Raw genomic sequence first — 20885 nt, forward strand, 5'->3', positions numbered from 1 at the left:
AAAAGAGACGACATAAACGTTAGTTAATACCGATACAGAATTTCACCGCATCATCGCTGGGGACTCGCACTGTACCAGTATCCGGGTCGGTATTTTGGAGGGCCATTCCTTTAACGGCTTCCCGCAGACCATAGACAAAAAGCAGGAGATTTTGGGTTTTGGCACCATTGGGGTTAGCCGCCGTAGAATTCCAATCTGCCCAGACTGCCTCATCTAAATCCCGTTGGGAAAGCGTTAGGTAGGCGGTTTCTCCACGTCGTGACCCCTCACCAGCATTAATTCGGGTTTGGACATTGAGGCGATCGCCTTGGACATTCACCGCCTCAACATTCAAAATCGGATTAGAACTGACTAATTTTTCGGGACTAATTGTCGCGCCCAACAGAGATGTGGAAGGCTCAGACCAAACATCGACCACTGTTTCTGTTTCTCCCTGGCAACCCCGCTGTTCCAAGATGAGCCATTGGTTTGCCTGTTCCTTTGGCGGACGTTGACGGCCAATATTACCTCGCTGGATTGTACATTCATTGACAGGATCTGGTACAGATGTTTTATCTAAAGTGATCACATCTATATCTGAACTCGCAAAGGAAGTGACCCGGAATGCTTCACTCACATCTAGAGGTAAATTATTGAAACTATTGATGATTTCGTCTAAAGCTTTTTCTGGCCCCGTCATCACCAGATAAAAAGGGCGTCCAGATTCCGTGACATTTGTGTCATCAGTCGAATAGTCACCAATGACCACTTGCCCCGTTTCAGCAGAGAAGACATTACCGTTAAATTCGCTCCGTACTCCCACGAGAACGGCTTTGTAGTCTTGATTTTTTTGAAGTTCCTGGCTCACTCGACTCGATAATTCGGCGATCGCCGATTGATTAGGCTCTAGATCAGTAATCAAAATCTTGACGACTTTTTCTGAATCAACTACTTCATCTATTGCCGCGTCTTCCGTCTGGGCTACTGGGTCTTCATTAGAATCCGCAGATCCATCAAGCTCATAGATCTGATGTAAAGTGCTTGACACACAGGGATAGTCAGAGCCTGTCACTTTACAATCATAAAATTGGGGAAATTTTGCTTCTAAAAATTGTGCTGTTGTAATCGCCTGAGCCTGGGTTGTATCTGTTTCTAAAGATGAACCGATCCGCCAGTACCTTGTTGCGATATTACGATTACCAATTAGGGTACTGAGGGAGTCAATTGCTTGGGTATATAGGGTTCCAGAGCGACTGACAAAGCCAACCATCGAACCACTCCCATCAATGCCAATGTCTATGCTGACATTTTCAAAAGGATTACTTGAAGTTACTTCTGCAATTTCTGGCTTGTTTACGCAATCAAGCTGATTAGAACGGCTACGATTTCTTGTCCTGGTGCAAGATGTTAAAAGTAGGCCTAGCAAAATACAGAAAAAAAATTGACTCGATTTAAATTTAAAAAACTTTCCTGTCATGAAAAAATCCAAAGTCGTAAAAACGCAAGATCTTTACGGGTTAAGAGCGAGTTTGTTTCTTTTATTTTTTAGCATAGATCTTTATTTATTACTTTAAAATTACCCTAAATTTGAAGCTAGTTTTATTAGAGAAATTTACTAGAGCTAAATTTCTAAAAATCATATCACACACTATGAGTTGGTGCAATTAAAATTTCTCCACAAAATTACGTGCCTAGAAATAGCGATAAATGATAGAGATTAAATAGGCCAGAATAGACAATATGAAAAAAATGACTTTTTCTGAAATGCTTTGAATAATCTTCCTCGATTAATGAAAAAAATAGTTCGAGGGGTTTTCCTGCAATTCCACTAAGTTTTTGTGAGGCGGCTTTTGTTAAATAAAATTTTCGCAGAGAAGTATTAAGATAAATTAATAAAAAGACTGTACTACTTACGTGGATTACTAGAATAAAATGTTCAGCGTTAATTTTCTAGATCAAACATTGATATATAAATTGTGTTGAATCGAAATAACTTTCCTTTGTAAGACGCCATGTGTCCTAAATTATTGAATAATCAATACTCGTTTAGAAGCATCAAAGATTTATTGATAGATAGCATTGGCGATGTCGTCGTTAAAGGCCGTGGTGGGCACATCCAAAATAATCTGACCCGCACGCATCCCTAAAATGCGATCGCCGTAGCGTTTGGCGAGATGAACCTGATGGAGGCTACAAATCACGGTGAGGCGTTTTTCGTCACAGAGGGAGCGCAGCAGTTGTAGCACCAATGCCGCAGTTTCTGGATCAAGGCTAGCAATGGGTTCGTCGGCTAGGAGTAGTTGGGCTTTTTGGGTCAGGGCGCGGGCGATCGCCACCCGTTGTTTTTGTCCCCCAGATAGTTGGTCAGCCCGTTGAAAAGCAACATCGAGGAGCTGCACCCTTTCTAGGGCGGCTAAAGCTTCACAGAGCATCGCTTCAGGAAAACGTCCCAGTAAACATCGCCAGAGAGGTAACTCTGGTAACCGTCCGCCCAGGCAATTTTCGAGGGCCGTGCGGCGTCGCACCAAGTTAAATTGTTGGGCAATCATCGCCATTTTTTGTCTGGCGTGACGTAACTGTCGAGGTGATGCGGTGGTTAGATCGAGACCTTGAAAATAAACTTGGCCAGCATCGAGGGACACCAACTGGGGCAAGCAGCGCAGCAGGCTCGTTTTACCCGCACCACTGGAGCCAAGGAGAACAGTAAAGCTATGGGGCTCGATGGTAAAGCTAATGTCCTGGAGGCTGAATTGACCGTAGGAATAGGCTTTTGTGAGTTGGTGAACCTGCAGCATAGAATTTTTTTGAAAATGAATTTTTTAACCCAACGTTAGTTGTGAGGTAAATGTAAAAGTGAATTTTTCAGTGCGGCGATCGCCCTTGATCTGCACCATCGGACGGAGTAATGAGGGCGAAATTTTGTTCATGGCTATTGATATTCGAAAAAAAACAGCGAAAATACCTCAAATAAAATGATAAAACGGAAAAAATTAGTGAATTGAGAGTAATTACATCAAATTAAGCGAAAATCTTTCTTTGTAAGGCCATAAAGACTACTGTAAGCGACGGCGTAAATAGGCACTCAAGGCATCAATTAAACTCACCATAATCAAAATCAAGATCAAAATTGTGGCCAAGCGGGGAAAGTCGAGTAGCTTCAGGCTAACCAGCAATTCGTAGCCAATGCCGCCGGCCCCGACAATGCCGAGGATTACGGAGGAACGCACGTTAAACTCCCAGAGGTAGAGACTAATGCCTACCAAACCCGGTAATGCTTCGGGAAATACCGCAAAGGCAAAGGTGCGCAGGCGATCGCTCCCGGTGACTTCAATAGCTTCGATGGGTTCAGGGGGAATTGATTCGAGCACTTCACCGTAGAGTTTGGCCATGGAACCTGCCGTGTGACAGGCGACCCCCAACACCCCAGCAAAGGGGCCAAGGCCGACAATTGACACAAAAAAGAGAGCAAAGATCGCGGTATCAATGCCCCGCAGTAAATTTAAAAAACTCCGTAAACCCGTGGCTAACCAGCGATTTGGGGTTGTATTGCGGGCCACGCACAGGGCGAGGGGTAAGGCCACCAGCATCGCCGCCCCTGTGCCGACAATGGCGATCGCCAACGTTTCCCAGATCGCCACCAGAAAATTGGGCAACTCCGAAAAATCCGGCGGAAATAATTGCTGCAGCCATTGACCCACCGTTGGTAAGCGCTGCCAAAACTGTTGGGGATCAATCTCGGCGGTGCGCACGGCCATAATCAAGATCGCTACCCCCAGGGTTCCCCAAAAACCAGACCTGAGTAATCGCCACAAACTATATCGGCGGCGTCGTTCCTGTCGGAGGATTTGGGCAAAATCGCTTGCTTTGGCGGGTTGCTGCAAGAGGGTCACTATTTCAATACCTCTAGGGCAAGACCTGCTGCTTCGATGGGCTGATAGTTGCTGCCATCGGCGGCGACGAAACCCGTATAGTTTTCTGGTAAAAGGGCAGCGGCCTCGGCGGGAGTGAGATTGACTAATTTTTGTTGGAGTTGTTTTTTGTAGGCTTCTGGAAAATTGCCCCGCACCACAATGGGATCGTTGGGTAAAGGTTCAGACTGCCAAATGATTTTAATCTCGTCAGCCTGGACACGTCCTTCGGCAATCATCACATCGAGGTTGCGGTTGTAATCGGAAGCAATGTCGATCTGGCCGGTACTCACGCCAATCACCTGGGCGGCATGGCTCGCTCCTTCGCTATAGTCAAACACGGTTTCGGGGTCGATGTTGCGGCGTTTAAATTCTGCCTGGGGAATTAACCAACCGGACGTGGAACCGACATCGGCCAAGCTAAGTTTCAGTTTTTCACCCTGCTGACTGAGGGCGATCGCCTCTTCGAGGGTGTCAAAGGGGGCATCGGCGCGGGCAATCAAAACGCTGTAGTAAACAGGTTCGTCCTGGTATTTTACGGTGGCGATCGCCTCTAGGGAAGGATCATTATGGTGCGCCAGAACGTAACCCCAAGGCCCCAACCAAGCCACATCTAAGGTGCCAGAACGTAGGGCTTCAGAAATGCCAATCCAATCTTCGGTGACGGTGACATCTCCGAGGAGATCCAGTTCAGCGGCGAGGGCATCGAAGAAAGGCTCGAACTGTTGGCGGTTCTCGTCGGGCGTCGGGAAATAGGGGCCAACACCAAAGGAAATGCTATCGAGGTTCGTGGTACTTTCTGGCCCAGGATCAGACTGGTTACTGGCCGAGGCACAGCCCACTAACAGGACACCCACAGTCCCGATCAAGATATTTTTCCACTTTCTGATCCGTTGCATTTGCCTGATTATGCTTCCATCAAAATTTGATCAACAAAGCCTAAACCTTGATTTAGACCCAGCTACGTTCAGCATAGCGAAAATGGTTTGAGAAAAATGAAAAATACCTTAAAAATTTGTTGATTTCCCTGATTTATGACGGTCTGAAGCATGATCTGATGTTTGCAATTCTCCACATTTGTGGCGGCCCTAGGGATCTTCGCTAGAGTGATGAAAAGCCTCCCAAAAGGCGATCGCCTTAATTTATCGCTCCCCATGCCATCGACCCACCAGCCGCCAACAACCACAAACATTGGGAAAGTGGTTTCCGTGCGCGGTAGTGTCGTTGATGTGTGTTTTCCCCAACGGCTACCCAGCTATCTCCATCAACTTAATGTCGGGGAAAAAGGTCAAATCATTATCGAAGTTGTCGCCCACCTAAACGCCACTCTTGTCCGGGGCATCGCCTTGACCCCCACCTCCGGCCTTGCCCGGGGGGCCACCGTGACGGATACCGGCCATCCCCTCAAAATGCCCGTGGGCCGCGCCTTACTCGGACGTATGTTTAATGTCTTTGGTGAGGCGATCGATCAAGGCAAACCCCTAACTGCAGTTAAGCATCGCTCAATTCACCAAGCCGCTATTCCCCTCGCCCAACAATCAACCCAAGCAGAAATCCTGGAAACAGGGATCAAAGTAATTGATGTCCTCGCCCCCATCGAACGGGGTGGAAAAGCAGGCCTCTTCGGGGGGGCAGGGGTCGGCAAAACGGTCTTAATCACCGAGATGATCCACAACATGGTCAGTCAGCACCAGGGGATTAGTCTATTTTGCGGTATCGGTGAACGGAACCGAGAAGCTGAGGAACTCTATCGGGAAATGCAGGCGACGGGGGTACTAGACCAGACGGTGTTACTGTTTGGCCAGATGAATGAACCACCGGGAGCCAGGTTTCGGGTAGGCCATGCGGCGTTAACTATTGCTGAATATTTCCGGGATGAAGCCCGCCAGGATGTGTTGCTCTTGATTGATAATATTTTCCGCTTTATTCAGGCTGGCCAAGAGGTTTCGGGTCTAATGGGAGAGCTGCCTTCGCGGGTGGGCTATCAACCAACCCTAGCGACGGAATTAGCCGCCCTCGAAGAACGGATTACCAGCACAAAAAATGGGGCGATCACCTCGGTTCAGGCGGTGTATGTGCCCGCTGATGATTTTACCGATCCGGCTGCCGTACATACCTTTGGCCATTTATCGGCATCTATTGTGTTATCGCGCAAGCGGGCCAGTGAAGGGTTTTATCCAGCCGTCGATCCCCTACGTTCGAGTTCCAAAATGTTGATGCCCGCGATCGCCGGTCGGCGTCACTACGAAATTGCCTTGGCAGTGCGTCAGACCCTCGCCACCTACGAAGAACTCAAGGACATGATTGCGATGTTGGGGATGGCGGAACTTGCGGCGGGCGATCGCGCCATTGTGTACCGTGCCCGTCGGTTAGAGCGATTTCTCACCCAGCCTTTTTTCTCAACGGAACAGTTCACCAACAAAACAGGACGAGTAGTCAGTTTAGAGGCGGCTTTAACGGGCTGTGAGCGGATTTTAAACGATGAATTTGCCGATGTGCCCGAAAGTGCTCTTTACATGATCGGTGCCATTGGGGAGGTGCAACGGCCATGATTGCCCAGATGGATCTCAAGGTACTGTGTTTGACAGAATTGCTGGTGGATCAGCCAGTACGAAAAGTGACGGCAGAAGGTGATGGGGGCGGCTTTTGTCTATTGCCCAACCATGTGGATTATGTGGCGGTTTTGCCAGCGGGTCTCTTGATCTTTGAGAGCATCACGGGAGAAGAACATTGTCTGGCCATTGATGAAGGCATTTTAGTGAAACAGGGGGCTGCGGTTTGGGTGTCGGTGCGCAATGCGGTGCGAGGGGATAATCTTGATGATTTACAGCAGGCAGTGCAAGCGCAGTTTACCCAGTTAGATGAACAAGAAGAACGGGCACGGAGTATGTTGGCGCGCCTAGAAAGCAGCATTGTGCGGGACTTTATCGATTTGGGAGGTGCCCTATGACCACACCAGAGAGCGATCGCCACCGGGAAGATTTTGAACGGCAGATCCAGCAAAAATCCCAACAAAAACTCCAGGCCAAACGGGAAGGCGATCGCAGTTTGTGGTTAGGATTTGGGGTCTTTGGGATGGTGGGTTGGTCGGTGATGGTGCCGACCCTACTGGGGATCTTTCTGGGGATTTGGCTCGACCGCCGCTTTCCGAGTCCCTATTCCTGGACGTTAACGGGCTTATTTCTGGGGATTATTCTCGGCTGCTGGAATGCATGGTTATGGATTCAACGGGAGCAAAATCGATGAGGTTTAATTATCCATGCAGAAGATAAAAATATCAAAGGCGATCGCCTAATCCAATCACTAATCTAAACCCGATTAAAAAACGAATTTAAAAACTCAATTAAAATTACAATGAATTTATTTTTAGAAACAATAATGCCTAATTTATTTGTTTTTCCCCTCGGCTTTGGGTTGGGATTCTTTTACTTCACGGCGCTGTGGTTTACCGTTAAACAATTGACCCGTTCCCAACATCCAGTCTTACTTATGATTACCAGCGGTATGGTGCGCTTAATCCTTGCTATGACAGCCTTATATTTTATGATTGGTGGCCATTGGGAACGAGTACTAATTGCCCTTGCAGGTTTTTTGTTAGCACGAACGATTTTAATCAATCGTTGGCGGCCACAAACCTCGTTATCGGAACTGTTGCTGGAGGAATAAGTGTAGGATGCAAATTACACCGGATAACATCATTTTTTATCAATATCAGTTTGTGGTAATTAATGCCACTTTGGTTTACACATGGCTCACCATGGCCCTATTAGTAATAGGAGCAGCTTGGGTAACAAAAAAATTAGTGGTGCGTCCGAAACTGCCCCCTTGGCAAAATTTTTTAGAAATAGTTGTTGATGGCATTTATCAACACATTGCAGAGGTAACCCAACAGGAACCGGAACCCTATCTTGCTTTTGTGGGCACTTTATTTTTATTCATTTTAACGGCTAACTTATTAACTGTAGTTCCCGGTTATCAAGCCCCCACTGGCTCCCTTTCAACCACCATTGCTTTGGCGATCGCCGTATTTATTGCGGTGCCGATCTATGGAATCCGTCAGCGGGGAATTTTAGGGTATCTCAAAAGTTATCTCCAGCCGACGCCGATTATGTTGCCCTTTCAAATCATTGGTGAATTTTCCCGAACTTTAGCCCTGGCCGTGCGTCTTTTTGGCAATATTATGAGTGGAAACCTTTTGGCAGCAATTCTGTTAGCCCTGGTGCCGCTGTTTGTGCCCGTGGCGATGAATTTATTGGGACTTGTATTTGGGGTCATTCAAGCCTATGTGTTTGCGATTTTAGCCTTGGTTTACATTGCTTCTGCCGCAACGGTGCAGGAGAAAAAACAAAGTATTTCGATGGAGGAAAATTCATGAGTGATCTCGCATTAATCGGCTCGGTGGCGATGGTGACCGCTGGTATTACCATTGCCATTGGTTCCATTGGCCCGGCCCTAGGGGAAGGCATGGCCGTAGCTAGGGCTTTGGGGGCGATCGCCCAACAACCCGATAAGGCCAATATGATTACCCGCACCCTATTTGTGGGCCTCGCGATGGTGGAATCAACGGCGATTTATTGCTTGGTGGTGTCAATGATTTTGTTGTTTGTCAATCCATTCTGGAATTATTTTCTCAGCCAGGGGGGTTAACGGTGTTAATTGACTGGTTTACGGTGTTTGCCCAAATCCTCAACTTTGTCATTTTGCTAGGGTTGTTGCGCTGGCTTTTGTACAAGCCCATTTTGCAGGTGATGGCCAAGCGTCAGGCCCAACTCGCCGAACAATGGCAAACAGCCACGGATCTCCAAGCCCAGGCCCACCAAGCCCTAGAACAATATCATGAGGAACAACAGTCACTTCAAGCGCAACGGGCTTCATTTTTGGCGGCAGCGCGGGCAGCAGCAGATGAGGAGCGACAACGGCAATTACTAACCCTGCGTGAGGATATCCAAGCGCAACGGGAAGCTTGGGAAGCGGATCTGCACCAGGAACAGAGGGCTTTTTTCTATACGCTCCGGCAACAGGTTACTCAACAGGTGGTGGCGATCGCCCGGCAAGCCCTCCGGGATTTGGCGAATGTCACTCTCGAACAACAGGTGGTGGCGCGTTTTTGTGAACAACTGCAACACCTTTCTCCGGCCCAACGGCAACAGATCAATCATTTAGAAACCCCACCAGAAGCTGTCTTCATCCGGACAGCATTCCCCCTGGATGTGACCCACCAAGCGCAAATCAAACAAAGTCTTGCTACTACTTTAGAGCTTGACGGAACGCCCATTCATTTTGTCACGGTGCCAGAGTTGGGCTGTGGCATTGAACTGAAACTGGCTGGCCAAGAAATCGTTTGGGGCCTTGATCCCTATCTCGATCAACTCGAACAAACTTTGGCGATCGCCACTCGTTAATACCCTGAATTTTTTGACCCACTGCTCACCATGGAACCCCTGGCCCAATCTCTCCAAGGCACCTATACAGAAGCCTTACAACAAATTCAGCAAACTTTGGCAACCTTTCCGGCCCAACTGATATTCCGGGAAACGGGGGTTGTGGAATCTGTCCGGCCCGGCATCGCTAGAGTGAAGGGATTGCCCAACGTCCAAGCCGATGAATTGGTTTATTTTTCGCGCTCCAGTGCTGGGGGTGAACCGCTGCTGGGGATCGCCTTTAATCTTGATCCCGATGAGGTGGGCGTAATTTTGCTAGGAGATAGCCACGCCCTCCAGGCAGGGGATGAGGTCTATCGCACCGAAAGGGTGATGGATGTGCCTGTGGGAGAAATGTTGCTGGGGCGGGTGTTGACCGTCCTGGGAGAGCCTTTGGATGGTCGGGGGGCTCTCAAGGCAGTGGAATGGAAACCCGTCGAACGAGAAGCCGCCGCAATTTTGGACCGCGCCCCGGTAACGGTGCCTTTGCAGACAGGGCTGAAGGTGGTGGATGCCCTGATTCCCATTGGTCGGGGGCAGCGGGAACTGATCATTGGCGATCGCCAAACAGGAAAAACCACCATCGCCATCGATACGATCCTCAACCAAAAAGACCAGGATGTGATTTGTCTTTACTGTGCCATCGGTCAACGGTCAGCGGCGATCGCCAAGGTGATTGCGACCCTCCGGGAACAGGGGGCCATGGACTACACCATCGTGATTGTGGCGGCGGGCCAGGATCCCCTTGGATTGCAATACATTACCCCCTATGGCGCGACGACGATGGCGGAATATTTTATGGAACAGGGGCGCGATGTGTTGATCGTTTACGATGACTTGACCCACCACGCCCGCACCTACCGTGAACTCTCCCTTTTGCTGCGACGGCCACCGGGGCGCGAGGCGTATCCTGGGGACATTTTTTACCTCCATTCGCGGCTTTTGGAACGGGCAACCCACCTGGCGGAAGCTTTGGGGGGCGGCTCCCTGACCGCTTTGCCGATTATCGAAACCCAAGCCCAAAACCTCTCGGCCTATATCCCAACCAATTTAATTTCCATTACCGACGGCCAAATTTATCTCTCACCGGAGCTGTTCCAAAAGAGTATTTTCCCAGCGGTAGATGTGGGTAAATCCGTGTCCCGGGTCGGCGGGAAAACCCAACTAGCCGCCTACCAAGCTGTTTCTGGAGCGTTGCGCCTCGCCTATGCCCAATTCCAAGAGGTCGAAGTATTTGCCCGGTTTGGGACGCAACTGGATGAACAAACTAAACAAACCCTCCAACGGGGGAAACGCATCCGGGAGGTGCTCAAACAAAATCAAAGTCAACCCCTGACGGCGGCAGCTCAAATTGCCATTTTGATCGCCGTCACCCAAGGTTTATTAGACCATGTGGCCCTAGAAGAAATCTCAACGGTAGAACAAAAATTAGCCCAGGCGATCGCCCAGGAATTACCCGACCTTGTGGAGCGCATCCAGTATTCCCATCCCCTCACTGAGGCCGATCAAACCCTCCTTTTAGAAACCCTCCAAGCCGCCATCAAAACCTAAACGATGCACACCCTCGAATCTCTGCGCAACACCATTAACAGTATTGAAGATCTCCGGGCCGTTGTTCGTACCATGAAAGCCTTGGCCATGGTTAGCATTCGGCAATATGAACAGGCCCGCACGGCTCTCCAGGATTACAACCACAGCCTCGACCTGGGTTTTCAAGCCCTGCTCCAAAATCGGCGCTTTGCAGAAACAGATCTTGATCAGCCGTTGCCTCTGGTTAGCAATTCCCCACAGGGAAAAGTGGGGTTGATTTTGTTTGGTTCTGACCACGGTCTGTGTGGTCAATTTAATGAACAGCTTGCTACCTATGCCCGCCAAGCTTGCCAACAACGGCACCTGACAACTGCTGATTATGCGTTGGCTACCGTCGGCGATCGCCTTTTGCCCTATTTACAGTCCTTAAACCACCCCCACCACACAACCTTTCGACTGCCCAATTCCCTCGCAGGAACGCCCCGCTTGATCCAAAACCTCCTAGGCTTGATTGATCAATGGTATTTCGAGGCCGAAACATCACCCGTTCGCCAGATTCTCTTGATCTATCATCAATCCCAATCCAAGACCCTTTGCCAGCCCGTCACCCGACAACTATTACCCCTAGACCGTCAATGGCTCCGGGAAATGGGCGATCGCCCCTGGCAATCCACCGCCTTCCCCCTCCTCAATGGCCCCTGGGCACCAACCTTTGCGGGTGTTGTCCGCCAATACCTTTTCTTAAGCCTGTACCGTGCCGCCGTAGAATCCCTCGCCAGTGAAAATGCAGCTCGCCTTGCATCCATGCAAGCGGCCGAAAAAAATATCGAAGAGCGACTGGGCGATCTCCAGGCCAACTATCGTCAGCAACGACAAAATTCCATTACCGAAGAACTCTTAGACATCGTTTCTGGGTTTGAAGCCCTCAACCCCAACCGTACCCGTTAGTAACAACACCCAAACATCTAACCCACACAAACTTGATTACGTCCACTGCGTTTGGCGCGGTAACAAGCCTGATCCGCCTGGGCCATCAAATCATCCACGGAAGGCAAAGGAGCCGATTCTGACGTGAGCAAAATTAAACCAATGCTGATTGTGATCTGAAAGATTTCTTGTTGCCAGGTAAACGTATAGTTTTTAAGAACGCTGACTATTGCCTCTGCAATGGAAAGACCATTTTCTAGGGTGCAATTCCGCAATAACAGGGCAAATTCATCGCCTCCCACCCGGGCAACTTGGTCTTCAGCGCGGACCTGTTGGGCAAGTAAATGGGCAATATCCCGCAGGAGGACATCGCCAGCATTGTGACCGACGGTGTCATTGACGGGCTTGAAATGATCCAGGTCGCAAAACAGCAATACATGGCTGGCTAAACCAGAATTTGCTTCACTCCGGGCTTGTTCTAAGGTGGCAAAAAAGGCCCGCCGATTTAACAAATCCGTCAACGGATCATGGCTGGCCTGGTAGCTATTGATGACTGCTTGGCGACGCTCGGCCAATTCCTCGGCGGTGACCAATAACAGGAAAGATTCGTTGAACAATAACAAAATAAGGGCAATGGTTAAGACCAACTGAGGTGTGTAGGATTTTTTAGCCCAAATTAAAGCTTCGGTGGGCTGAATTTGGAGTTGCCAAGTGCGCCCCCAGTAACGAATGGGTACAGTAATGGGCTCGGTTTCGGTGGCGGCGATCTCTCCGAGATCCGCTTTGCGGTGCGCCGTTGGATTGGGTGGATCTAACTGGTCAAGATTAAGGGTCTGACCCGATTCCGTAGTGTAGAGCAAGGCCACCCGTAAATTTTGTTGCTGGGCGCAGGTGCCGACTGAAAAAACTTCCGCCAAGAGATTGTCCAAGCGGTAAACACCCACCGCAAATCCTCGCACCGATTCTCCTTGTGAATTGACCGGTAGCAGCACGAGGATACTCCGTTGTCCATTGGTGTCTTGGAGCAAGGTCAGGGGTTCTGTGGCATAGGCTTGGTCGGTTTCCATGCTGTTGATAACTGCCGCTGCCCGTTGGGGATCCGATTGAATATCAAAGCCTTGGACGATTCGATGTTTTTCATTAAAGGGTTCGATAAACTGCACGACCACGTAGGAAGGCCGTTTTTGAGCCGGAATTAGTTCGCCATTGGGGAGCCGTTCGGTAATTTGAAAATCGTCTGGTATCAAGGGATCGAGCCGTTGCTGGGTCTCGAAGGCTTGGCGTTCTGTATCAAGGACAAATGGATTCCAAGAGAGGGCAGATAAACCAGGCAAGTTCTCTAAACTGTGGCGGGTAAAGGTGCGAAATTCGCTGGCTGTAACGGTTTCGCTAGAGAGGATAAAACTTTCAACACCTTGGAGGGCTTCGGTGTGGCGGGTTAGATTTTTCTCAAATTGGTGCGCCATATTTTGGGCACATTCTTGTAACTCTAGGCGAATCCGTTGTGTTTCAAAGGCGTAAATTTGGTCGTAGGCGATCGCCGCCATGATCATCAACAGGAGAGACGGAAAAAGTACCTTTGTGCGACGTCCCTGCCACTGATACTGCATCGTGGGGAGAAACATCAAAGTTGCTGGGGTAAACACAATGATCCCCAAAACATCGCCAGCCCACCAGGTAAAGGCAGAAAAAGGAATTTGGCTAGCGGTGATTTCCCCAAAAAAATATTGAGCGTAGGCCCCCACACTACTGCCCAAGAGACTACAAACTGGCCCCATCACAATCAAGAAAGGCAAAATTTCTTTGGGATGACGCAGGGCGGGAGTAACCCCAGAGATGCGACGGCCACACCAAGCTGCGAGGGCTATTTGCAAAGTCGATCCAGCCGCCAAAGTCAGCGCTAAAGGCAGATGCCAATCGCTTAAAACTCCATCGACCAGTACAGACCCCAGAGCGATCGCCGGTAGGTAACGGTATCCATGGGCCAAAACAATGGCGATCGCCAAGCCCGCCGCAGGCCAGAAGGGAAAAGATAGACTTAAACCCTGGGCGAGATAACTTGTGCTGAGGCCGATCCCTGCATAGGCTAATGTCAGAGCAACACTGCGCCATAATAATTTTGTTCGAGCCTTCACCCTGAAAAAGGTCTCCCTGTGCCGTGGAATGGAACTTTTAAAATCAATGCCAAAACGAAAGCAACGCTAACAGACATTAATTATATGGCTTACTGGATAGCTAAGTGTTCATTTTTCTGTTTGCTCTGGCCTGCATCGGATTGATTGTTGCTAGAAAAATATCGAGGCGATCGCCAAAAGACCTAGTCTTAAAATTCCCTGAAGAATTTCTGTGGGAATCACCGTAGTGAACTAAGTTTCCAATAATGTCGTGGAAATGATTACCATTAAAAATGTCTTCTCAATTGATAATCAATGTAAAAAAATCTCAGTAAATTTTGTCCCATGAGAAGTATGCAAAATCTTAAATTTTGCATGACTAAATTAATCTGCTAATTTCTGCCAAACGGAATTTACATAATATTTTTGTTGATCTGAAAAAGTATGTAGTACCCGAAAGTGATGCTGCTCCGCCAGTGCTTTAATCTGCTTGCAGGAATATTTTCGGGAGGTTTCCATGTGAATCGCTTCCCATGCTTCAAAAATATAACTCTGGGACAGTTTATTGAGAGTAACGGTTTGGGTACAGGTACTAACGAGATAACTTTGCGCCTCGCCGGTGAGGGGATGATAAATGGGGCAATGTTGAAAATGATCCAGTTGAAAATCACCCTCTAGTTCTCGATTAATTCGTTCGAGTAAATTGAGGTTAAAAGCACGGGTCACTCCCTGGCTATCGTCATAAGCTTTGAGGATAATTTGGGGATCTTTCATCAGATCAAAACCCAACATGATCAAGTCGCCTGGATCAAGATTGCGGGTAATATTTTGCAGAAAATCAGCGGTTTCTTGGTCTGAAAGATTACCAATGGTTGAACCTAAGAATAATAAAATCTTGCGCCGACTTAAATCATGATCCAGAAAATCGGTATGAAAATAATCTCCTTGAATTGGGGCGATGGTTAGATTGGGTAAATCAGCCTGAATGGTCTCTGTTAAATGAGTCAGAATATTTTCAGAAATATCGACGGGGGCATAGATAAAATCAACAGCTTGACTTAGAAAGTAATCAAGTAAAATCTTGGTTTTTGAACCATCCCCAGCACCTAATTCTACCAGGGTAAACGGTTGGCGATCGCCATAAAATAAGTCTAGGATATGTTGCTTTTGGGTTAAAAAAATTTCCCGCTCACAGCGGGTTAAATAATATTCATCTAAGGTCATAATTTGCTGAAATAAAGCATCACCTTGGGCATCATAAAAATACTTGCAAGGTAAACTTTTAGGGTAGTGAGACAAGCCCCGGTGAATATCTAAAGCGAAGGAATCAAGGACTAAATTTTGACTAGGCATAACATTGTGAATTAATAAAAATAGAAAAACGACAAGATGTCTTTGGCTTAACAATATTCCGCAAGGCGTAAGCCTGAAAATTGCCAACGCATTTGTGGATGAAAAAAGTTACGGTATGTCGGTCGAATATGCTCCCTTAAAGTCGCACAGGAGCCACCCCGGAGTACCATCTGATTCACCATGAATTTACCGTTATATTCCCCTAGGGCACCTGCCGGAATTTCATAGTATGGATAGGGGCAATAGGGACTACTCGTCCATTCCCAAACATCCCCATAAAATTGTTGACTGTGTTGTGTTCGTGGTTGGGGATGCAGTTGCTGGGAATTCAAAAAATTAGCAGTTTGAGGAATCTCAGGTTCGGATAAATTGCAAGCCACTTCCCACTCAAATTCAGTGGGTAGACGTTTTCCGGCCCACCGGGCAAAGGCATCCGCTTCGTAGAAACTAATGTGGGTGACGGGAGCGTCCCAATCGAGGGCTTCATAACCATGCAATGTGTAGTGGCACCAGCCTTGCTGCTCTGGGCTTTGATCCAAGTGCCAATATAGGGGAGCTGTGAGGTTTTCTGTCTGGATCCATTCCCAACCTTCCATGAGCCAATATTGGGGATTTTGATAGCCGCTAGATTCGATAAATTCTCGGTATTCACCGCAAGTAATTAGACGGTCGAGGATGCGGTACTGATGCAAAAAAACTTGATGTCTGCCCCGTTCATTATCAAAATAAAATGAGTCACCTTGATGGCCAATTTTATAGATACCTTCAGGAATTTCTAAATAATGTTGTGGTGGAGTTGATGTTGGTGTATGGGGTGTTTGTTGGGTCTCCAAAGGAGATTTGGTTACATAGGCCGGAAACAAGGGATTATGACCGAGAATATATTTTAAGTCGTATAACAATAGTTCTTGGTGTTGCTGTTCGTGGTGGATACCGAGGGTAATTGTTTCGTAGATTTGTTCTTGTTCGGATAAATCAAATGCTTCGATATCTAGTAATAATGTTTCGAGAGATTGATCAACAGCATGACGGTATTCGATAATTTCAGCGACTGTTGGCCGTGATAAAAAACCCCGTTGCGATCGCCCCCATCTTTCTCCAGCCTGTTCATAGTAACTATTGAAAAGATAAGCATATTGGGGATGATGAGCTTGGTAATCTTTAAGGTTTTTTTGGAGGACAAAAGTTTCAAAGAACCAGGTGGTATGGGCGAGGTGCCATTTAGGGGGGCTCACGTAGGGCACAGGCTGAACAACCTGATCTTCTGGAGCGAGGGGCTCGGCCAGTTTAAGGGTGAGCGATCGCGTTTTTTGATAGTTTTCAAGGAGTGAAGCAAACATGGGCGATGTGATCATGCGGGTAAAGTAAAAGTAATTTTAGAAGAGGCGTTTACCAACCCCATGTGCCCACTTCTCCTTTAAAGGGGCCGACAATATCAGCAGTAATCCAACCGCCATAAAAATTACCCGCTTGGGGAGTGACTTTTTCTCCATTAACGTAGCAGGCATCCATTCCCTTGGCACTAAAGCCATAGAAATTTTCAATGTCTTGGAAGGCTGGGGTCGGTTGAAAAAATCGCCAGGCAGCAGCTTCAAGACGGCGATCGCCCACCACCACATCGTAGTATTCGTAGCGGCCTTTCCATTCACAGATTCCCCGTTGGCGGTTGGGCACGAGGTACTGGCATTGGACGGCGGCGGCGGGAAAATAATAGCTTGGTGGATGGCTGGTTTCGAGTACCCGTTTTCCCTTAGTGGTCTCAGCAATGGTGATCTGATTACAGATAACGATGAGATGTTTCGCCGTGTCTTCTAGGCGGGCGGGACGGGGATAGTCCCAGACGGATTCTTGGTGGGGTTCAGGCTGAATTGGAATTGGGCGCATGAAAACATCTTTCCTCTCGAAGAATTATTCCGCCAAAGGCGATCGCCTTCTAGTGTGTGCTGTTTTGGCCTGGAAATTCAAGTCTGAGAGGTTTTCCGAGAGATGCTGTCTAAAATTTCAATGCGCCACTATAAGCTTGGGGTAACTTGTCCATAGGGAATTGCCTTTTCGGAGCCAGACTGTTCTACGAAGACACGACCGATTTCTCTGTCCACTCTTGCCACGGTGTATTCGCCAAATGAAGCCCCAAAAACCGCTTGCACTGTATCCCCTGCCTCTACATCGGGGACGAGCGGCACTGGTTTACAATCTGCTTTGTCATAAACCTTCATTCTGCCCGCAAAACCCAGGGTCAAGACTTTTTCGCCCGCAACTTTGACAATTTGCACAGAATTCCATCTTTCGCCATCATTGGCCGCAATCATATTGCCTTCTTGCCAAGGGTCGGTAATCTTTACGAAGGAATCAGGCGCAAGTGGATATTTCGTTGCACCGATAGATTTACCGCTGTCTTGGTCTGTTGCCGGATTGTCATACGCCAAATCCAAATACATAACCACGGGTTCTTGGGGGTTTGCATCATCCACAACGATTGCGCGTTGCATCCCGGAGCCAGTTTGCCACCAGGTCAGGACGATGTCGCCTTTTTGCGCTGTTTGCCCTTTTGGGATGGGGATAATCATCGCGTTCGGCATTGTGACAATCCCGTCAAAGGTTGAGTCAATATCTGATTCAACTTCTCCTGGTGCGGACATCTGTGCAGAATAGTAAATGTAGGTTTCGTTCGCCGGGTTTTCTGAGGTTATGGCATTTGTCCACATCCTGTTTGTGGGGGTCAGTACATAGTCGCCGGCTTCGGCTGTGATGCCCACTGTCGGGAAATCGAAGGGAGTCATGCCAGGGGCGATCGCTGTTGTTTCTTCTGTCACTTCGACTTCTGAAGTTTCAACTTGTGGTGTATTCTCGGTGTTACTGTCTTCATTAGTACCGCAACTGCTCAAGGACACCAGCATACCGCTTGCTATTAGGGCTGTGGCAACAAATTTTTTGAACGTCATAATCCAGAGAGTTTAACTTTTTTCTAATCTATTTGTTTCTCAGATCAAGAGAGACTTACCTCAACAAAAATTAATCCTAAGAAAACCCTTAGAAAGTCTCTGGTTACGATGGTGACTACACAACTTTTACTGGATTTACTGTCTGAATAGTTTATCTTTGGGTTGAGATGGTTGCGATAAAAGCTATTATTAAATCTTTTTTGAATATCTTGTTAGTTGTAAATTAAATCTGTTGATCTCTCTTGGCGACTGTGAAATAATTAGAATAAAATCAAGAAAAATTTGTGATAATTTGCGGTTTGAATTCACTAAAACTTTGTCTAAATAAAAACTATTTTAGCGAGAAAAATAGCGACAACTAAATAAGCTTTATTTCACTTTAGTTTCATGTGCTCAAAATTGCTTTGAAATTTATTTTAAGACATAGCCCACACTGCGTACCGTATGGATCAATCGCTTCGGATTGGTTGCTTCGAGCTTCAGCCGTAAAGCCCGAATGTAGACTTCAATCACGTTGGATTCTCCCATAAAGTCATAGCCCCAAACTTTTTCGAGGATCTGCTCGCGGGTTAGGACTTGCCGTGGGTGGCGCAGGAGTAACTCTAACAAATCAAATTCCTTGGCGGTGAGTTGGATCAGTTGGCGATCGCGGTAAACTTCGCGGGTAATGCCATTGAGAGAAAGATCCTCAAATTCTAATTGGTCAACGACTTCCCGGCGGGCGCGGCGGAGATGGGCATTGACACGGGCCAGTAGTTCTTCAATGCTAAAGGGCTTTGTGACATAATCATCGGCCCCAGCGTTTAACCCAGAAACCCGATCAGAAATTTCATCTTTTGCGGTCAACAGAAGAATCGGCGTTTCGATGCCACTAGAGCGGAGTCGCAAGCAGAGATCTAGCCCCGACAAGCCCGGCATGAGCCAATCGAAAATCAATAGATCATAGGTATTTTCTCGGATTAAATTTAGACTATCGATGCCGTTGTGGGCAACGGTGATCAAATAACCTTCTAGGCGTAATTCGGAGGCAACGAATTGAGCGAGGTTTTGGTCATCTTCGGCCAGTAAAATATGGGGTTTCATGGTCAGTGGGTAGTCGTCGGTAAGGGAAATTAATAAAGATGTGGTGGTGCATATTTGCAGAAAACTCAATGATCAACGTCTTTGTAAAGGAGAAATGCTTGGGGTTTAACCATGACGGCGTAGTCCATCCTGCTCAGAGTTGTGGCTTGTGGAGACGGACTGAATATCCCACAGGGGAAGCTTTAGGGTAAAGCAACTGCCTTGGTGGGGCTGGGAACGGAGGCTAATTTTACCACCCATGCCTTCGATGAGACTTTTGGCGATCGCCAAACCTAAACCCGTGCCATCCCGGGAGCGGGTCATGGTTTCATCCACCCGATAAAATCGTTCAAAAATGCGAGCTTGGTGGGCTAAGGCAATGCCAATACCCTGATCAATGATGTGGATTAGGGCCATTGGTGAAGCGGTTTCGAGGCAAATTTCAATGGCCTGGTCAGGGGCAGAATACTTTAGGGCATTATCAATTAGATTTAACATCACCTGTTGCAGTCGGTCTTGATCGGCGCGAATCACCACATCTTCTGGGGGCGTTTTGAGGTGAATGGGGCGTTGGTTGATCTGTTGACCCATGGCGCTGACTTCTTCGAGAAATGTATTGAGCATGACGGGCTGGGTGCGGAAATGTAAATGGCCTCCGTCGGCCCTGGCCAAATCCAACAAATCTTGGAGCATTTGAATGGTGTGGGTTGTTTCGGTGGCAGCGGTGGCGATCGCCTGTTGTTGATATTCACTAAGGCTATCCTCGCGACGTAGGAGACTCTGGAGATAACCTTCGATAATCGTCAGGGGAGTACGGAGTTCGTGGGAAACATTGCCGACAAATTGCCGTTGGTTGTCCCAGGCACTCGATAACCGGGACAACATTTCGTTAAATACCTGGGCCAAACCTAAAATTTCATCGGGCGCTTGCTGGAGTTCTAACTTTGCCCCTTGGAGATCATCCGCAGAAATCGCCTGGGCCATGTTACTCATTTGGGCGAGGGGTTGGGTGACTTTTTGAATGCGGTGTATGATCGCGGCGATTAATAAAATAAGCGTTGCTCCACTGACCAGGCGCAGCCGCCACAAACTGACATAGAGTTTTTGCAGATCGGCGGTGATGTCCTGGGATAAATACAGTTGGCCTACGGGTTCCCCCGCGATCGCTAGGGGACTAATGCAAAGGACAATTTGGCGATCGCCCACACGCACAATTTGGGGTGGCATTGCCCCTTGCTCAAAGGTCATCAGATCGGGCACTTGGGCGACAAAATCAGCCGTCGCCGTTGATTGGGTCACCAGTTGACCGTCAGGATCTTTCACCCAAGCCATAACATCAGCAGTCGTCACCCGCTGGAGAGTTCGTACCAGACTTGTTTCCACGGGTTCCATTTCGCTATACAGTTCTAACTGCTCCGGAAATCGCGAGGCAATGTAATCTAGGGTTTGTTTGTGGGCTGCCACGAGGTTTTGCTCCATCTGCCAGCCCGCCCAAATGGCAACGATGCCGAGGCCACAGATCGATAAACCAGCCAGCTCAAAAGTGAGGCGAAATTGCAGGGAACTCGTCGAAAAATGCCAATGATTTAATTTCAAGCGTTTGGCGATCGCCTTTTTTAGTTTTTTTAGCCCCATTGCTTACTACCGGGA

At 48.0% G+C, this 20885-nt stretch carries 20 protein-coding genes; 9 read left to right on the forward strand and 11 right to left on the reverse strand.

What is annotated here, in order from left to right:
- Positions 1-19 precede the first annotated feature (19 nt).
- From AWQ23_RS15335 to AWQ23_RS15350, 4 genes are all read right to left on the reverse strand, one after another.
- Positions 20-1249: a hypothetical protein gene (locus tag AWQ23_RS15335; RefSeq protein WP_062437063.1), complete on the reverse strand. Its 1230-nt coding sequence runs from the start codon at positions 1247-1249 to the stop codon at positions 20-22.
- A gap of 793 nt (positions 1250-2042) precedes the next feature.
- Entirely contained in the window at positions 2043-2774 is a 732-nt protein-coding gene (gene phnC, locus AWQ23_RS15340) for a phosphonate ABC transporter ATP-binding protein (RefSeq protein ID WP_062437065.1), read from the reverse strand.
- Positions 2775-3032: 258 nt separating this feature from the next.
- Positions 3033-3869 carry a phosphonate ABC transporter, permease protein PhnE gene (gene phnE, locus AWQ23_RS15345; protein WP_062437066.1) on the reverse strand — a complete coding sequence of 279 codons (837 nt, stop codon included), beginning with the start codon at positions 3867-3869 and terminating at the stop codon, positions 3033-3035.
- A complete protein-coding gene (locus AWQ23_RS15350) occupies positions 3869-4756 on the reverse strand; it encodes a phosphate/phosphite/phosphonate ABC transporter substrate-binding protein (RefSeq protein WP_232309023.1) in 888 nt (295 codons plus the stop codon). Before AWQ23_RS15350 ends, phnE begins: the two co-directional genes overlap by 1 nt.
- A gap of 285 nt (positions 4757-5041) precedes the next feature.
- Here AWQ23_RS15350 and atpD point away from each other — a divergent pair, with 285 nt between their 5' ends.
- The 9 genes from atpD (at position 5042) to AWQ23_RS15395 (ending at position 11785) form a co-directional block, all read left to right on the forward strand.
- Positions 5042-6439 (forward strand): F0F1 ATP synthase subunit beta, encoded by a 1398-nt coding sequence (atpD, locus tag AWQ23_RS15355; protein ID WP_062437167.1) that lies wholly within the window; start codon positions 5042-5044, stop codon positions 6437-6439.
- Positions 6436-6837, forward strand: coding sequence for a F0F1 ATP synthase subunit epsilon (locus AWQ23_RS15360; protein ID WP_232309024.1), 402 nt, complete (start codon positions 6436-6438; stop codon positions 6835-6837). The genes atpD and AWQ23_RS15360 overlap by 4 nt, the downstream gene beginning before the upstream one ends.
- Positions 6834-7133 carry an AtpZ/AtpI family protein gene (locus AWQ23_RS15365; RefSeq protein WP_062437070.1) on the forward strand — a complete coding sequence of 100 codons (300 nt, stop codon included), beginning with the start codon at positions 6834-6836 and terminating at the stop codon, positions 7131-7133. Before AWQ23_RS15360 ends, AWQ23_RS15365 begins: the two co-directional genes overlap by 4 nt.
- Positions 7134-7265: 132 nt before the next feature.
- The gene (locus AWQ23_RS15370; RefSeq protein ID WP_232309025.1) at positions 7266-7553 is read left to right on the forward strand and encodes an ATP synthase subunit I; all 288 of its coding nucleotides are present in this window, start codon (positions 7266-7268) and stop codon (positions 7551-7553) included.
- A gap of 7 nt (positions 7554-7560) precedes the next feature.
- Entirely contained in the window at positions 7561-8262 is a 702-nt protein-coding gene (locus AWQ23_RS15375; RefSeq protein WP_062437074.1) for a F0F1 ATP synthase subunit A, read from the forward strand.
- Positions 8259-8534, forward strand: coding sequence for a F0F1 ATP synthase subunit C (locus tag AWQ23_RS15380; RefSeq protein WP_062437077.1), 276 nt, complete (start codon positions 8259-8261; stop codon positions 8532-8534). The genes AWQ23_RS15375 and AWQ23_RS15380 overlap by 4 nt, the downstream gene beginning before the upstream one ends.
- A gap of 2 nt (positions 8535-8536) precedes the next feature.
- Positions 8537-9289, forward strand: coding sequence for a F0F1 ATP synthase subunit B (locus AWQ23_RS15385; RefSeq protein ID WP_062437079.1), 753 nt, complete (start codon positions 8537-8539; stop codon positions 9287-9289).
- A gap of 30 nt (positions 9290-9319) precedes the next feature.
- Entirely contained in the window at positions 9320-10858 is a 1539-nt protein-coding gene (locus AWQ23_RS15390; protein ID WP_157072261.1) for an alternate F1F0 ATPase, F1 subunit alpha, read from the forward strand.
- Positions 10859-10861: 3 nt separating this feature from the next.
- The gene (locus tag AWQ23_RS15395; RefSeq protein WP_062437081.1) at positions 10862-11785 is read left to right on the forward strand and encodes a F0F1 ATP synthase subunit gamma; all 924 of its coding nucleotides are present in this window, start codon (positions 10862-10864) and stop codon (positions 11783-11785) included.
- 17 nt (positions 11786-11802) lie between these two features.
- Here AWQ23_RS15395 and AWQ23_RS15400 read toward each other — a convergent pair whose 3' ends face one another.
- The 7 genes from AWQ23_RS15400 to AWQ23_RS15430 form a co-directional block, all read right to left on the reverse strand.
- Complete coding sequence (locus tag AWQ23_RS15400; protein ID WP_062437083.1) at positions 11803-13899, reverse strand: diguanylate cyclase domain-containing protein; 2097 nt, start codon at positions 13897-13899, stop codon at positions 11803-11805.
- A 363-nt stretch (positions 13900-14262) separates the two neighbouring features.
- Positions 14263-15231, reverse strand: a complete 969-nt coding sequence (egtD, locus tag AWQ23_RS15405; RefSeq protein ID WP_062437085.1) for an L-histidine N(alpha)-methyltransferase — start codon at positions 15229-15231, stop codon at positions 14263-14265.
- A 47-nt stretch (positions 15232-15278) separates the two neighbouring features.
- Positions 15279-16571, reverse strand: a complete 1293-nt coding sequence (gene egtB / locus AWQ23_RS15410; RefSeq protein ID WP_232309026.1) for an ergothioneine biosynthesis protein EgtB — start codon at positions 16569-16571, stop codon at positions 15279-15281.
- 49 nt (positions 16572-16620) lie between these two features.
- Complete coding sequence (locus AWQ23_RS15415) at positions 16621-17115, reverse strand: DUF427 domain-containing protein (protein WP_062437088.1); 495 nt, start codon at positions 17113-17115, stop codon at positions 16621-16623.
- Between the two features lie 128 nt (positions 17116-17243).
- Positions 17244-18173 carry a hypothetical protein gene (locus AWQ23_RS15420; RefSeq protein ID WP_083500764.1) on the reverse strand — a complete coding sequence of 310 codons (930 nt, stop codon included), beginning with the start codon at positions 18171-18173 and terminating at the stop codon, positions 17244-17246.
- Positions 18174-18584: 411 nt separating this feature from the next.
- Entirely contained in the window at positions 18585-19256 is a 672-nt protein-coding gene (locus tag AWQ23_RS15425) for a response regulator transcription factor (RefSeq protein ID WP_012305635.1), read from the reverse strand.
- Positions 19257-19361: 105 nt separating this feature from the next.
- Positions 19362-20870: a cell wall metabolism sensor histidine kinase WalK gene (locus tag AWQ23_RS15430; RefSeq protein ID WP_232309027.1), complete on the reverse strand. Its 1509-nt coding sequence runs from the start codon at positions 20868-20870 to the stop codon at positions 19362-19364.
- Positions 20871-20885 lie beyond the last annotated feature (15 nt).

It is taken from the genome of Picosynechococcus sp. PCC 73109 (assembly GCF_001521855.1).
Classification (GTDB): Bacteria; Cyanobacteriota; Cyanobacteriia; order Cyanobacteriales; family MRBY01; genus MRBY01.

What these genes read in the sequence shown, in the direction of transcription:
- AWQ23_RS15335 (WP_062437063.1), bottom strand. Translation starts at nt 1,249, where the DNA reads ATGGTTGGCTTTGTCAGTCGCTCTGGAACCCTATATACCCAAGCAATT.
- phnC (WP_062437065.1), bottom strand. Translation starts at nt 2,774, where the DNA reads ATGCTGCAGGTTCACCAACTCACAAAAGCCTATTCCTACGGTCAATTC.
- atpD (WP_062437167.1), top strand. Translation starts at nt 5,042, where the DNA reads ATGCCATCGACCCACCAGCCGCCAACAACCACAAACATTGGGAAAGTG.
- AWQ23_RS15360 (WP_232309024.1), top strand. Translation starts at nt 6,436, where the DNA reads ATGATTGCCCAGATGGATCTCAAGGTACTGTGTTTGACAGAATTGCTG.
- AWQ23_RS15365 (WP_062437070.1), top strand. Translation starts at nt 6,834, where the DNA reads ATGACCACACCAGAGAGCGATCGCCACCGGGAAGATTTTGAACGGCAG.
- AWQ23_RS15370 (WP_232309025.1), top strand. Translation starts at nt 7,266, where the DNA reads ATGCCTAATTTATTTGTTTTTCCCCTCGGCTTTGGGTTGGGATTCTTT.
- AWQ23_RS15375 (WP_062437074.1), top strand. Translation starts at nt 7,561, where the DNA reads ATGCAAATTACACCGGATAACATCATTTTTTATCAATATCAGTTTGTG.
- AWQ23_RS15380 (WP_062437077.1), top strand. Translation starts at nt 8,259, where the DNA reads ATGAGTGATCTCGCATTAATCGGCTCGGTGGCGATGGTGACCGCTGGT.
- AWQ23_RS15390 (WP_157072261.1), top strand. Translation starts at nt 9,320, where the DNA reads ATGGAACCCCTGGCCCAATCTCTCCAAGGCACCTATACAGAAGCCTTA.
- AWQ23_RS15395 (WP_062437081.1), top strand. Translation starts at nt 10,862, where the DNA reads ATGCACACCCTCGAATCTCTGCGCAACACCATTAACAGTATTGAAGAT.
- egtD (WP_062437085.1), bottom strand. Translation starts at nt 15,231, where the DNA reads ATGCCTAGTCAAAATTTAGTCCTTGATTCCTTCGCTTTAGATATTCAC.
- egtB (WP_232309026.1), bottom strand. Translation starts at nt 16,571, where the DNA reads ATGTTTGCTTCACTCCTTGAAAACTATCAAAAAACGCGATCGCTCACC.
- AWQ23_RS15415 (WP_062437088.1), bottom strand. Translation starts at nt 17,115, where the DNA reads ATGCGCCCAATTCCAATTCAGCCTGAACCCCACCAAGAATCCGTCTGG.
- AWQ23_RS15420 (WP_083500764.1), bottom strand. Translation starts at nt 18,173, where the DNA reads ATGACGTTCAAAAAATTTGTTGCCACAGCCCTAATAGCAAGCGGTATG.
- AWQ23_RS15425 (WP_012305635.1), bottom strand. Translation starts at nt 19,256, where the DNA reads ATGAAACCCCATATTTTACTGGCCGAAGATGACCAAAACCTCGCTCAA.
- AWQ23_RS15430 (WP_232309027.1), bottom strand. Translation starts at nt 20,870, where the DNA reads ATGGGGCTAAAAAAACTAAAAAAGGCGATCGCCAAACGCTTGAAATTA.